This window comes from Streptomyces spiramenti (genome assembly GCF_012034385.1).
Taxonomy (GTDB): domain Bacteria; phylum Actinomycetota; class Actinomycetes; order Streptomycetales; family Streptomycetaceae; genus Streptomyces; species Streptomyces spiramenti.
In genome coordinates this window covers 1-13,763 of record NZ_JAAVJB010000136.1, presented here as the reverse complement: position 1 = coordinate 13,763, position 13,763 = coordinate 1, and the positions used below count along the sequence as shown (strand labels likewise).

Annotated in this window: 9 protein-coding genes; 3 read left to right on the top strand and 6 right to left on the bottom strand. The window is 72.1% G+C overall.

What is annotated here, in order from left to right:
* The 5 genes from HCJ92_RS24380 to dnaK all read right to left on the bottom strand — a co-directional run.
* The coding region (locus HCJ92_RS24380; RefSeq protein ID WP_338054204.1) for a BTAD domain-containing putative transcriptional regulator at nt 1–1,500 on the bottom strand (1,500 nt) is incomplete at its 3' end.
* Between the two features lie 575 nt (nt 1,501–2,075).
* Nucleotides 2,076–2,531: a heat shock protein transcriptional repressor HspR gene (locus HCJ92_RS15950; RefSeq protein WP_167934265.1), complete on the bottom strand. Its 456-nt coding sequence runs from the start codon at nt 2,529–2,531 to the stop codon at nt 2,076–2,078.
* A gap of 1 nt (nt 2,532) precedes the next feature.
* Nucleotides 2,533–3,741, bottom strand: a complete 1,209-nt coding sequence (dnaJ, locus tag HCJ92_RS15945; protein ID WP_167934264.1) for a molecular chaperone DnaJ — start codon at nt 3,739–3,741, stop codon at nt 2,533–2,535.
* Between the two features lie 93 nt (nt 3,742–3,834).
* Entirely contained in the window at nt 3,835–4,578 is a 744-nt protein-coding gene (grpE, locus tag HCJ92_RS15940; protein ID WP_167934263.1) for a nucleotide exchange factor GrpE, read from the bottom strand.
* Entirely contained in the window at nt 4,575–6,434 is a 1,860-nt protein-coding gene (gene dnaK / locus HCJ92_RS15935; RefSeq protein WP_167934262.1) for a molecular chaperone DnaK, read from the bottom strand. The genes grpE and dnaK overlap by 4 nt, the downstream gene beginning before the upstream one ends.
* Before the next feature lie 410 nt (nt 6,435–6,844).
* Between dnaK and HCJ92_RS15930 the strand changes: the two genes are divergently transcribed.
* From HCJ92_RS15930 to dcd, 3 genes are all read left to right on the top strand, one after another.
* Nucleotides 6,845–9,169: a (Fe-S)-binding protein gene (locus HCJ92_RS15930; protein ID WP_167934261.1), complete on the top strand. Its 2,325-nt coding sequence runs from the start codon at nt 6,845–6,847 to the stop codon at nt 9,167–9,169.
* A 207-nt stretch (nt 9,170–9,376) separates the two neighbouring features.
* Nucleotides 9,377–10,261 carry a Yip1 family protein gene (locus HCJ92_RS15925; RefSeq protein WP_338054203.1) on the top strand — a complete coding sequence of 295 codons (885 nt, stop codon included), beginning with the start codon at nt 9,377–9,379 and terminating at the stop codon, nt 10,259–10,261.
* A gap of 48 nt (nt 10,262–10,309) precedes the next feature.
* A complete protein-coding gene (dcd, locus tag HCJ92_RS15920; RefSeq protein ID WP_167934260.1) occupies nt 10,310–10,885 on the top strand; it encodes a dCTP deaminase in 576 nt (191 codons plus the stop codon).
* A 137-nt stretch (nt 10,886–11,022) separates the two neighbouring features.
* Here the strand turns inward: dcd and HCJ92_RS15915 are convergent.
* The coding region (locus HCJ92_RS15915) for an ABC transporter permease (RefSeq protein WP_167934259.1) at nt 11,023–13,763 on the bottom strand (2,741 nt) is incomplete at its 5' end.

The following is a 13,763-nucleotide window of genomic DNA, read 5'->3' as shown; positions in this document are numbered from 1 at the left end:
GCCGGCGAGGCCGGGGGTCGCGGCGGTCGGCAGCGGCACGACCGCCGCTGCCCCTCCCCCGGCCCGGTACGGCTCGTCGCCGGGCAGCTCGGAGTGCTCGTGCGGCTCGTGCGGCTCGTGCGGCTCGTGCGGCACGTGCGGTTCGGGCGGTTCGTGCGGTTCGGGCGGTTCGTCCGACTCGGGCGCGGTGAGAGCGGGGTGCGACGACGGGATTCCGAGGAGTCCGTGCGGCTCGTGGCGGCCGGTCTGCTCGGCCGGCTCGGGCACCCCCGCCCGGTCGGCGTGCTCGGCCGCGGGCCGGTGGTGCGGGTCGCCGGGGTCGCGTACCACTCCGAGTCGGTGGGCCCCGGGACGGCCGCCCCCGGTGGGGCGGCTCACCAGCGGCTGCGGGCGATGCCGGGGCGCGGGGTGGTGGAGCCCGGGGCCCGCGAGCCGGGCGGCAGGGCCGTCCACGGGACGACAGTCCACGGCGGCACCGTCGTCGGCGGAGTTCTCCAAGGAGGCACGGTCGTCGGCGGGGCGCTCCTGGACAGCCGCCCGGAGTCCGGGCGCTCCCGGCACCTCGGCCGTTGCGACGTCCCGGTGGCCGCCCGGGTCCGGAACAGGCCCGGCCTCGTCCGCACGCTCACCGGCGGCCCTCGCCGCGACGGGGCCGACACGCTCCCGACCGCTCTCGTCGCCCTCACCGCCTCCCGCCGGCAGCGGCAGCCGCACCAACGCGCCCCGGACGACCGGCCGGGCCCCGGGCGCCTTCGTCGGCCCGAGGTCCTCGCCCCGCAGGATGGCGAGTTCGAGGTGCTGGAGCGCGGGCGGGGGGTCGACCCCCAGCTCGTCCAGCAGGTACTGCTTCACCCGCCGGTACTCGGCCAGCGCCTCCGCCTGCCGTCCTGTCCGGTAGAGCGCCTCGATCAACTGCTCGCGGAACCGGCCGTGGTCGGGGTGGGCACGCGTCGCCCCCCAGAGGTCGCCCAGCACGATCGAGCAGCGTCCGAGACCGAGTTCGAGGTCGCACACCCGCTCCACCACGTGCAACCGCTCCTCGGAGAGCTGCGGCACCAGGTCCCGCTGGACCGGCTCGGAGCGGACGTTGGCCAGCACCGAGCCCTGCCAGAGCGCCAACGCGGATCGCAGGGCGCGCAGTTGCTCCTCCGCGTCCCCACCGTGGTCGGCGGCGGCGACGTAGGCACGGAACTCCAGCAGGTCCAGGGTGCAGGGGTCGGCGGTGATGCGGTAGCCGCCGGGCACCGCCTCGATGCTGGTGTCGGTCACGCCGTGCCGCTGGAACAGCCGGCGCAGCCGCAGCACGCAGGTCTGGAGCGCCGCCTTGGCGGTCGCGGGCTGCTCGTCGCCCCACACCATGCGCTGGAGGAAGTCCGCCGAGACGACGGTGTTGGAGTGCAGCAGCAGGGCGGCGAGCAGGTTGGTGGGCTTGGACGGCTGGAGCACGACCGTGTCGGAGGTGTCACAGATGCTCAGCGGTCCCAGCAGCTGGAAGCGCACGGGCCGGCGGCGGTTCAGCGACCGCGCCGGGGGGACCGGCGGAGTGGGGGGCGGGCGGGGGGACGTGGGGGGACGGTGCAGGACAGGACCGTGGCACTCATCAGGTTCCGCCTCGAGTGATGCTGGATCTTTCCGGCGCCGTGACTCTACGCGCGTATCAACGGGGGTTGGAGATGCGCGGACGACAGCTTGTTGCAGACGCCAGGGACAGCAAGCTGTCAGATCCGGCCACGTGACCATCAGTCACGCGCGGCGCCCAACAGGCCCGAACCACCCCGTTCCGACCCGGGTCGCGGCCGGCCGTCCGCGCAGCACAGCGCCGCCTCGGCGCACGTCGCACCGGGCGGGGAGCGCCGGGACCGCCGAGCGGCGCGGGCGGGTGGGTTCCGGCCACGCGCACACCGCGTACACCTCACACATCTCGTCCACCCGGCGCACCACGGTGACCGCGCGTCACTGGCGGCACCCGTCGACGCGTGCGGAGCCCCACCCGCGCACGCGTCGGGCCCCGGCGCCGTCCGTCCCGCCCTCGGGGAGGGTGGGACGGACGGCGCCGGGGCCCGGTCTCGCGCCGGTCAGGGGCGGCGCCGCTCGGGGCGCCACACCACCAGGGCGGAGGACTGCCGCACGTCCTGGTAGGGCACCAGGTCGCGTCGGTAGGAGGCGTGCACCTGCTGTTCCCGCTGGCGCATCGCCACGGCCGCGCCGTCCACCGACTGCTGGAGTTCGGCGACGCGCGCCTGGAGGGCGGCCACCTGGTTCTCCAGCTCGATGATCCGCTTGATGCCGGCGAGGTTGATGCCCTCCTCCTGCGACAGCCGCTGCACGACGCGGAGCAGCGTGATGTCGCGGGCGGAGTAGCGCCGTCCCCGGCCCGCCGTGCGGTCCGGGGAGACCAGCCCCAGCCGGTCGTACTGCCGGAGCGTCTGCGGGTGCAGCCCGGACAGCTGGGCTGCCACCGAGATCACGTAGACCGGTGTCTCGTCGGTGAGTTCGTACGGGTTCCGGTTGGGTCCGGCAAAGCCGTCCACGTCAGTCTCCCTTCGCGGCCTCGAACAGCGCGCCCCGGGGGTCCTCGCCCCCGGTCGCCGCCCGGTACTCCTCCAGTGCCTTCCTGGCCTCAGTACCCAGCTCGCGCGGCACCGCCACCTCGATGGTCACCAGAAGATCGCCGCGGGTGCCGTCCTTGCGGGTGGCTCCCTTGCCGCGGGCGCGCATGGTGCGTCCGCTGGGGGTGCCCGGGGGCAGCTTCAGCGTCACGGGTGGGCCGCCGAGGGTCGGGACCTTGACGTCGCCGCCGAGCGCCGCCTCGGGGAAGGTGACCGGCACGGTGACGGTGAGGTTGTCGCCCCGCCGGCCGAAGACCGGGTGGCCGTCGACGTGGACGACGACGTAGAGGTCACCCGCCGGGCCGCCGCGTTCTCCGGGCGCGCCCTTGCCCCGTAGTCGGATGCGCTGGCCGTCGGAGACACCGGCGGGGATGCGCACCTGCATGGTGCGGGAGCTGGTGGCACGTCCCGAGCCGCGGCAGACGGCGCAGGGGTCGTCGGCGATGAGGCCACGGCCCTTGCAGTCCACGCACGGGTCGGTGAGGGAGAAGCCCCCGCCACCGCCGCGGCTGACCTGGCCCGTGCCGACGCAGGTCGGGCAGACGCGCGGGGTGCCGTTCTTGTCGCCGGTGCCCCGGCAGGACTTGCAGGCGGCGCTGGAGGACATCCGCAGCGGCACGGTCGCGCCGTCCACGGCCTCGGTGAAGCTGAGGGTGACCTCGGACTCGATGTCCTGACCGCGGCGCGGCTGGGTCCGGGGACCGGTGCCGCCGCGGTTGAAGATGCCGCCGAAGACGTCGCCGATGCCCCCGCCGAAACCGCCGGGCTGCTGGGTCCCGGTGGAACCGCCGGGCGAGCCGGGAGCACCGGGTGCGCCGCCGAAGAGGTCACCGAGGTCGAAGTTGAACTGTCCGCCGCCCCCCGCGCCGGGCCCGGGGCGGAAGCCGCCGTTGCCGCCGAAGAGTGCCCGCGCCTCGTCGTACTCCTTGCGGCGCTTGGCGTCCCCGAGGACGTCGTAGGCCTCGGAGACGTCCTTGAAACGCTCCTCCGCCTTGGCGTCGCCCTTGTTGGCGTCGGGGTGGAACTCCCGGGCCAGCTTCCGGTACGCCTTCTTGATCTCCGCCTCGGTGGCGTCCCTGGGGACGCCGAGGGCCTTGTAGTAGTCCTTCTCGATGAAGTCCTTCGTGCTCACCCGGCGCGTCCCTCCTTCCACACGTCCGAGCCGTGCCCCCGGCCGGCCCCGTGGGAGGGGCCGACCGGGGGCACGGCGGGTTCCGGCACGGCGTCAGCCGTCCTCGGAGCCACCGTTCTCCTTCTGCGCGTCACCGGCGGCCGGGGCGTCACCGGAGGCGTCGGAGCCCTCCGGTGTGCCGCCGTCCGTACCGGCGTCGCCTGCGGAATCCTTCGCCGGGGCGCCCGGCTGCGGTTCCGCGACCCCCACCCGCGCAGGGCGGATGGTGCGTTCACCGATGCGGTACCCGGGCTGCAGGATCTGCACGCAGGTGGTCTCGGTGACCTCCGGCGAGTAGCTGTGCATCAGCGCCTCGTGGACGGTCGGGTCGAAGGGCTCGCCCTCCTCGCCGAACTGCGCGAGGCCCATCTTCGCGGCCACCATCTCCAGCGACTCGGCGACCTGCTTGAAGCCGCCGACCAGCTCCCCGTGGTCACGGGCGCGGCCGATGTCGTCGAGCACCGGAAGCAGCTCGGTCAGCAGGTTGGCGACCGCCACCTCCTTGACCTGGACACGGTCGCGGTCGACACGGCGGCGGTAGTTCTGGAACTCCGCCTGGAGCCGCTGGAGGTCCTGGGTGCGCTCGTTGAGCGCCGAACGGGTCTGGTCGAGCTGGGCGGTGAGCGCCGCCTCGATCAGGGCCTTGTCGTCCCCCTCCGGGGCGTCGTCACCGGCGCCCCGGTCGGCCTGCTGCTCCTGCTCCCCGTCGGGGGCCTCGGCCTCCGACGGGGGTGTCGCGGTCGCGTCCGCGTCGGGGACCTCGGGCTTCTCGTCGAAGCCCTCGGGCTCCTTCGTCACGCCGCACCGCCCTTCGGCTTCTCGTCGTCCACGATCTCGGCGTCGACGACGTCGTCGTCGGCGGCGTTCTGCTGCTCACCGGCGGCCTGCTGGCCCTCCGGGCCGGGAGTGGCGCCGGAGGCCTGGGCGTCGGCGTACATCGCCTGGCCGAGCTTCTGGCTGGTGGCCGCGACCTTCTCGGAGGAGGTGCGGATGGCCGCGGTGTCCTCACCCTTCAGGGCGTCCTTCAGCTCGCCGACCGCGCCCTCGACCTCGGTCTTCAGCTCGTCGGAGACCTTCTCGCCGTTCTCCTTGAGGAAGTTCTCCGTGGTGTAGACGAGCTGCTCGGCCTGGTTGCGGGTCTCGGCGGACTCGCGGCGCTTGGCGTCCTCGTCGGCGTACTGCTCGGCGTCGCGCATCATGCGCTCGATGTCGTCCTTCGGCAGCGCGGAGCCACCGGTGACGGTCATGCGCTGCTCCTTGCCGGTACCGAGGTCCTTGGCGGAGACGTGCATGATGCCGTTGGCGTCGATGTCGAAGGTGACCTCGATCTGCGGGACGCCGCGGGGCGCCGGGGGCAGGCCGGTCAGCTCGAACATCCCGAGCTTCTTGTTGTACGCAGCGATCTCGCGCTCGCCCTGGTAGACCTGGATCTGGACCGAGGGCTGGTTGTCGTCGGCGGTGGTGAAGATCTCCGAGCGCTTGGTCGGGATCGTCGTGTTCCGCTCGATGAGCTTGGTCATGATGCCGCCCTTGGTCTCGATACCGAGGGACAGCGGGGTGACGTCGAGGAGCAGGACGTCCTTGACCTCACCCTTGAGGACGCCGGCCTGGAGGCTGGCGCCGATGGCGACGACCTCGTCCGGGTTGACGCCCTTGTTGGCCTCCTTGCCGCCGGTCAGCTCCTTGACCAGGTTGGCGACGGCCGGCATGCGGGTGGAGCCACCGACGAGGACCACGTGGTCGATCTCGGAGAGCTGGACGCCCGCGTCCTTGATGACGTTGTGGAACGGGGTCTTGCAGCGCTCCAGGAGGTCCTGGGTCAGCTGCTGGAACTGCGCCCGGGTCAGCTTCTCGTCGAGGTGCAGCGGGCCCTCGGCGGAGGCGGTGACGTAGGGCAGGTTGATGGAGGTCTCGGTCGAGCTGGAGAGCTCGATCTTCGCCTTCTCGGCGGCCTCGCGGAGGCGCTGGAGCGCCATCTTGTCCTTGCCGAGGTCCACGCCGTGCGCGTTCTGGAACTGCTTGACGAGGTGGTCGACCACCCGCTGGTCCCAGTCGTCGCCACCGAGCGCGTTGTCGCCGTTGGTGGCCTTCACCTCGACCACGCCGTCGCCGATCTCCAGCAGCGAGACGTCGAAGGTACCGCCACCGAGGTCGAAGACCAGGATGGTCTGGTCGTCCTTCTCCAGGCCGTAGGCGAGGGCGGCGGCGGTGGGCTCGTTGACGATGCGCAGGACGTTGAGGCCCGCGATCTCACCGGCCTCCTTGGTGGCCTGCCGCTCGTGGTCGTTGAAGTAGGCCGGCACGGTGATGACCGCGTCGGCGACCTTCTCGCCGAGGTAGGACTCCGCGTCGCGCTTCAGCTTCTGCAGGATGAAGGCGCTCATCTGCTGCGGGTTGAAGTCCTTGCCGTCGAGGTTGACCTTCCAGTCGGTCCCCATGTGGCGCTTGACCGAGCGGATGGTGCGGTCCACGTTGGTGACGGCCTGGCGCTTGGCCACCTCGCCGACGAGCACCTCGCCGTTCTTGGCGAAGGCGACGACGGACGGCGTGGTCCTGGCGCCCTCGGCGTTGGTGATGACGGTGGGCTCACCGCCTTCGAGAACACTGACGACGGAGTTCGTCGTACCCAGGTCGATGCCGACCGCACGTGCCATTTCGGTTCCTCCAGCTCATACCTTGAGTAGATCCGACTCAAGAGTGCATCAGCGGAGCCCGGTCGTCAATCCTGCTGTCACATGACTTGAGTCGCACCCACTCAAGTCTTATCCGTTCCTTACGCTCACCCCACCCGACAGCACACACCGCGGCCCCCTCCGGCCCCGTCGGCCCCACCACTCCGGCGACCGGCGAGCCCCACCCCTCCGCCACCACCCCCACGACAACGTCCGGGCCGGGCGCGAGGTGCCCGCCGCGACCACCCGACCCGGGCGCCGCTGCCGCACCGGGCCCCCGGTACTCGGTACGCTCAGACGGAGCCCGGTAAGTTACCGTTCAGTAGACCGGGTGGCTCCGCCCGCCGGGGCAGCAGCAGCCCACCATCCGCCCGCAGGTTCGAGGAGCCGTCATGCAGCTCGTCGCGATCGTCGTCTCGCTGGTACTCACCGCGGTCGCCGTAGCACTGTTCAGCCGCGCCGTCGCGCAGATCGTCCGCTTCCTGCGCCTGGGCCGCCCCGTCCCCGCGGGCACGCGCACCGACGAACCGGGGCAACGCACCTGGACCCTCGCCCGGGAGTTCCTCGGGCACACGAGGATGAACCGCTGGGCCGTCGTCGGCGTCGCCCACTGGTTCGTCGCCATCGGCTTCCTGACGCTCGGCCTGACCATCGTGCAGGCCTACGGCCAGCTGTTCCGGGCGGACTGGGTGCTCCCGGTCATCGGGACGTTCACGCCCTACGAGATGTACATCGAGTTCATCGCGCTGATGACCACGGTCGGCATCCTCACCCTCATCGGCGTACGGCTGCTCAGCCTGCCCTCGCGCGCCGGGCGCAAGTCCCGCTTCACCGGCTCCACCGCCTGGCAGGCGTACTTCGTCGAGTACGTCATCCTCACCATCGGCGTCGCCATCCTGCTGCTGCGCGGCCTGGAGGGCGCGCTGCACGGCGTGGACGGCTGGACGCCCGCCTACTTCGTCTCCTACCCGCTGGTCGCCGCCTTCGACGGCCTCGGCGCGGCATCGCTCCAGAACCTGGTCTACCTGGTCGCCATGATCAAGCTGGGCACCACCATGGTCTGGGCGATCACCGTCGCCCTCAACACGGACATGGGCGTCGCCTGGCACCGGTTCCTGGCCTTCCCCAACATCTGGTTCAAGCGGGACGCGGACGGCTCCACCGCCCTCGGCGAGCTCCAGCCGATGACCTCGGGCGGCAAGCCCATCGACTTCGAGACGGTCTTCGACGACGACAACGACAGCGAGCCCGAGTTCGGCGTCTCCCAGGTCGAGCAGTTCTCCTGGAAGGGGCTCCTCGACTTCTCCACCTGCACCGAGTGCGGTCGCTGCCAGTCGCAGTGCCCCGCCTGGAACACCGGCAAGCCGCTCTCCCCCAAGCTGCTGATCATGTCGCTGCGGGACCACGCGCACGCCAAGGCCCCCTACCTGCTCGCGGGCGGCGGCAAGGACGCCGAGGGCAACGAGCGCGCCACCGCCGAGCAGCTGCAGGACGTGCCCGCCGCCGCTCTCGCCGAGGCCGAGCGCCCCCTGGTCGGTCCGGCCGCCACCGCCGCCGGCGAACTCGGCGGGGTCATCGACCCCGAGGTGTTGTGGTCCTGCACCACCTGCGGCGCCTGCGTCGAGCAGTGCCCCGTCGACATCGAGCACGTCGACCACATCGTCGACATGCGCCGCTACCAGGTGATGATCGAGTCCGCGTTCCCCTCCGAGGCGGGCACGATGCTCAAGAACCTGGAGCGCAAGGGCAACCCGTGGGGCATGGCGAAGAAGAAGCGCCTGGAGTGGACGGTCGAGCTGCGGCAGGAGACCGGCATCGAGGTCCCCGTCGTCGGCAAGACCGTCGAGGACCTCACCGAGGTCGACTACCTCTACTGGGTCGGCTGCGCCGGCGCCCTGGAGGACCGCGCCCGCAAGACCACCAAGGCCTTCGCGGAGCTGCTCCACATCGCGGGCGTCAACTTCGCGATCATGGGCGGTGACGAGGCGTGCACCGGCGACTCCGCCCGCCGCCTCGGCAACGAGTTCCTCTACCAGCAGCTCGGACAGCAGAACGTCGAGTCCCTCAACGCGGCCTTCGGCGAGACCCCCGCCGACGGCGACGCCCCGGCCGTCACCGTGGACCGGGCGAAGAAGAAGATCGTCGCCACCTGCCCGCACTGCTTCAACACCCTCGCCAACGAGTACCCGCAGCTCGGCGGCGAGTACGAGGTCATCCACCACACCCAGCTGCTCCAGCACCTGATCGACGCGGGGCGACTGGTCCCGGTGACACCGGTCGAGGGGCTCATCACCTACCACGACCCCTGCTACCTCGGGCGGCACAACAAGGTCTACACGCCGCCGCGGGAGATCATCGGCAAGGTCCCCGGGCTGCGCAACGAGGAGATGCACCGCCACAAGGAGCGGGGCTTCTGCTGCGGCGCGGGCGGCGCGCGGATGTGGATGGAGGAGCGGATCGGCAAGCGCATCAACAACGAGCGCGTGGACGAGGCCCTCTCCCTCAACCCCGACATCGTCTCCACCGCCTGCCCGTTCTGCCTGGTGATGCTCACCGACTCCGTCAACGGCAAGAAGAGCGAGGGCGCCGCGAAGGAGTCCATCGAGGTCGTGGACGTGGCCCAGCTGCTGCTGGACTCCGTGCGCACCCCGGACGACGGCGGGGAGACCGTGGGTGAGGCCGGGGCCCCCGAGCCCGCTCCGGCTCCCGCCTCCTGACCCGGTCCACCCCGTGGGGCCCGGTGCCGGCAGTACCGGTGCCGGGCCCCACGCGCGGTTCGGGCGCGGGTGCGGGGCCTGCCGGCCAGCGCGGCGGCGGGGGCCGGTGGGGCGGGCGGTCCGTAGGGGATCGCGGACGGCCGGATCGGGGCTCCCTCAGGGTGACCCCGGCACACCGAACTCCCCACAGGGGGTACGTTCGTATGCGTGGGTGGATTCAGGAACAAGCGCAACGGCCGACGCGGTGACACCACGCCGGGCGGACAGCCACGGCCGCAGTTCGGCGGCCCGCCGGCCGGGCAGCACTACCGGGAGACGACGCCCATGCCCGCCATGGGCTACGGGCCGCAGGACCCGGGCCCGCAGGGCGGTCAGGGCCCCTACGGCGGCCCCGGCCCGTACGGCGGCCCGCAGCAGGGCCCCGGCGGTGGTCCGCAGGGCCCCGGTCCCGGCTCCGGCGGCTGGAACGAGGGCACCACATACGGCCCCGACACCCCCGGCGGCCCGCACGGCCCCGGCGACGGCCCGCCGCCCCACCCGGCGGCGTACGGCCCCCGCCTGCCGTGGAAGGAACTGCTGAGCGGCCTGGTGCTGCGCCCCGTGCCCACCCTGTGGCGCATGCGCGACTACCCGATGTGGGCGCCGGCGCTGATCGTCAGCTTCCTCTACGGCCTGGTCGCGGTCTTCGGCCTCGACGACGCCCGGCAGACGATGCTGGACACCACTGCCTCCAGCGTCGTGCCGTACCTGCTGATCACCGGTGTGGCGATGGTCTGCGGCGCCCTGCTGCTGTCCACCGTCACCCATGTGCTGGCCCGGCAGCTCGGCGGCAACGGCCACTGGGCGCCGACCGTGGGCCTGGCCATGCTGATCATGTCGCTGACCGACGTTCCCCGGCTGCTGCTCGCCATCTTCCTGGGCGGCGCTGCCACCGTGGTGCAGATCGTGGGCTGGGTCACCTGGCTGTACGCGGGCGTACTCCTCACCATGATGGTGATGCGCTCCCACGAACTCCCCTGGCAGCGCGCCCTTCCGGCCTGCGCCATCCAGCTGCTGGCGCTGCTGATGCTGGTCAAGCTGGGCACCTTCTGAGCGGACGCCCCGCAGGTGGCCCGTCGTGGGACGGGTAACCTGCGGGGCGTGCTTCTCTCAGACAAGGACATCCGGACCGAGATCGATGCCGGCCGCGTGCGGATCGACCCGTTCGAAACGGCGATGGTGCAGCCGTCCAGTATCGACGTGCGACTCGACCGGTACTTCCGGGTCTTCGAGAACCACCGCTACCCGCACATCGACCCAGCGGTCGAGCAACCCGACCTGACGCGCGTGATCGAGCCGGAGGGCGAGGAGCCGTTCATCCTCCACCCCGGCGAGTTCGTGCTCGCGTCGACCTACGAGGTCATCTCGCTGCCCGACGACATCGCCTCGCGGCTGGAGGGGAAGAGCTCGCTGGGGCGGCTGGGGCTGCTCACCCACTCCACCGCGGGCTTCATCGACCCCGGCTTCTCCGGCCACGTCACGCTGGAGCTGTCCAACGTCGCCACGCTGCCGATCAAGCTCTGGCCGGGGATGAAGATCGGCCAGCTCTGCATGTTCCGGCTGACCTCCCCCGCCGAGAACCCCTACGGCTCGGGCGCCGGCGGCTCCCGCTACCAAGGCCAGCGCGGACCGACCGCCTCGCGCTCGTACATCGACTTCCACCGCACCCGCTTCTGAGCGACCGCCCCGCGAGCGGGGCACCACGGCATGCGCGAGGCGCGGCCCGACTCCCCCCACCGGAGCCGGGCCGCGCCTCTTCTCTCACCGTGACCGGCCGCAGGGGCGGCCGGTCACGGCGTTCCTCCCGCCGGAACTCACTGGCTCCGGCGCGCCATCCCCGGCGTCGACCGGGTCATCAGCGCGGCGACCACCGCGGCGACCAGCGGCACGACGACCACCAGCTGGAGGATGGTCTCCCAGGGCAGCTCCAGGAAGAGCTGCGGCTCACCCGCCGGGTCCCGGTCCAGGCTGGTCTGCCAGGACTCGTGCTGCGACCGGAAATCGGAGAGCACGATCGCGGTGCCGGGCACCACACCGGAGAGTGCCCCGAGGACCACGCCCATCAGGGCGATCACCCCGCACTGCAACCCGGAGAGCGTCCGCCGCACGCGCGGTGGGGCGCCGACCGCCGAGAGAGTGGTGAGGTCGGCCTCGGAGTCGGCCTGGGCCAGCCCGGTGGCGATCCCTGCCGCGCCCAGCGTCACCGCCATGGCGAAGAGGCCGAGGACCAGCAGGACGATGTCGGCGTCGGAGGTGTGCCCCTCCTCGACGTAGACGTACGGCTCGCCGGGGAGGTCGGCCAACGCGGCCCGGAGCGCCTGCATCTCGGCGGCCTCGGGCTGCCGCTCGGTGGCGAGCACCAGTGAGTGGTCGGCCACCTGGTAGCCGGCCGCCTCCGCAGCCTCGGCGGAGATCAGGATCTCCCCGGGGCGCCCGCCGTACTCGGCCCTGGAGCCGAGCGTCGCGGGCAGCGCCAGCACCTCCTCGCGCGCGGCCTCCACGTCGTCGGAGTCGACGAGGTCGAACCGCACCGTGCCGTCCTCGTGGATCTTCAGCTCGTCGTAGACCACGGCCTCGCCGCGCTCCAGTGCCGCGGCGGCTCCGGGGTCCTCGACGGCCAGGACGTCGAGGTAATCCGGGCCGACCACCGCGATGTCCAACCAGACCGGCGGCTGCGAGAAGTCCCAGTAGCAGGCGGGTTCGAACTCCTGGATCGTCAGGTCGGGGTTCTCCTCCCGGGCAGCCATCAGCCGCTCGTAGTGGGTGTCCCAGTCGCAGACGGCGGCCTCCGGCAGCCGGACCTCCAGCGTCGGGCAGTCCGCCGACACCCGCCAGAGATCGCACACCCGTTCACCGGGGACGACACGGCCGACCTCTGCGCGTTCCGAGACCGGCAGCTCCCGCATCGCCGCCTCCCGGGCGGCCTGCACGGTGGCGGCACTGTCGGACTGGATCACCACCACACCCAGCGGGGCCGTCGGTTCGTACGTCGCGCTCTGCTGGGCGTCGGAGCTGGCGACGACGGTGGCGACGGCGACCGCGCCGGAGACCGCGGCGAGCACCGCCGCCACCGCCGGCGCGGTGCGCGACCGGTTGCGGACGGCGTCCCGCAGCGCGAGCCGCCCCGACATCGGCAGGAAACGGCCGACGCGGCCGAAGAACCCGACCAACGCCGGGGTCGTGGCCACCAGACCGAGCTGCGCGACGATCACACCGCCGGCGACCAGCAACGACTCGTTGACGGTGAGGGCACCGGCCACCGCGCACGCGGCACCGAGGACGAACAGCACCGCCCCCACGACCGGCAGCACCCGACTGACCCGGCGGACGCCGCGCCGCCCGGTGAGGGACTCCAGGATCGGTTCACGGGAGGCGGTGATCGCGGGCAGCAGCGCGGCCAGCAACCCCGTGCCCATGCCGAGCACGCAGATGGCGAGGACTTCGTGCGGCACGATGGTCAGCGCCCCGAACCGCTCCCCCGCACTCGTCTCCAGCCAGTCCTGCGCCAACAACATGGCCACCAGGCCGAGGACGATGCCCACCACCGCTGCGGCGAGACCCAGCACGATGCCACTGGAGAGCATCACGGCGCGCACGTGCCGCCGGTCGGCGCCGTTGGCGCCCATCAGCCCCAGCATCCGGCGGGAGCGGCGGGCACCGACGGCGAACGCCGGCCCGGCCAGCAGGCAGATCTCCAGGATCACCAGCGCCAGCACGGTGATCATCACGACGCTCGTGCCGTTGTCGGCGAAGTCGTCGACCCGGTCGTCGTAGTAGGGGACCTGGTCGCGGGCGGGCGGGTCCAACCGGACCACCCGCGAGTCGACCACCCATCCCTGTTCGTTGGCGGCCAGCACCATCTCCCAGGTGAACGGCTCGTCCGAGTGCACCAGGTAGTCGGCGCCGTACCGGTCCTGCTCCGCCTCCGGGTCGGCCGCCACCTCCGCGATCAGCCCGGCCGCGGGCAGTACCGTCAGCTGCTCCGCTTCCAGGGCGCTGGGCAGCTCGTAGGAGCCGACGACGGTGAACTCGCGGTCCGACGCGGCGAACCTCAACGTGTCACCGACGGAGAAGCCGGCGGTCCTGAGGTAGGCGGTGCTGGCGGCGGCCTCGTTCGGCTCCTGCGGCACCCGGCCCGACAGCAGGGTGACTCGGCCGGAGGTGACGGGGTGAGCGAGATCCGCCTCCCGGATCTCGACGTCGGTGACGCCGGTGGCCGTGTCGACCTCTACCCCGTACCAGCTGCTCTCCACGATGAGTTCGGCCCCGGGAGGGACGAACTCGGCGGCCTCCCGAGCGGCGTTCTCGCCGAGCGGGTCGCTCCCCGAGTCGTAGAAGTCGCCGGCGTCCTCGTCGACGAGGCTGTAGCGGTTGGCGTCCTCCGGGTGCTGGTGGACGGCCGGTCCGGCCGGCCGCACGGAGGCGGCGGCCGACCCCATGGTGCGGTCGATCTGCTCCTCGGTGGTCAGTTGGGAGCTGCGGAAACTGATGTCGATGGCGGTGACGCCGATGATCGGCAGCGCGATCATCGCGATCACCAGGATGCTGCGGCCCT

Excerpts from the sequence above, each read along its gene's own strand:
- dnaK (WP_167934262.1), bottom strand. The coding sequence starts at position 6,434 with ATGGCACGTGCGGTCGGCATCGACCTGGGTACGACGAACTCCGTCGTC.
- HCJ92_RS15930 (WP_167934261.1), top strand. The coding sequence starts at position 6,845 with ATGCAGCTCGTCGCGATCGTCGTCTCGCTGGTACTCACCGCGGTCGCC.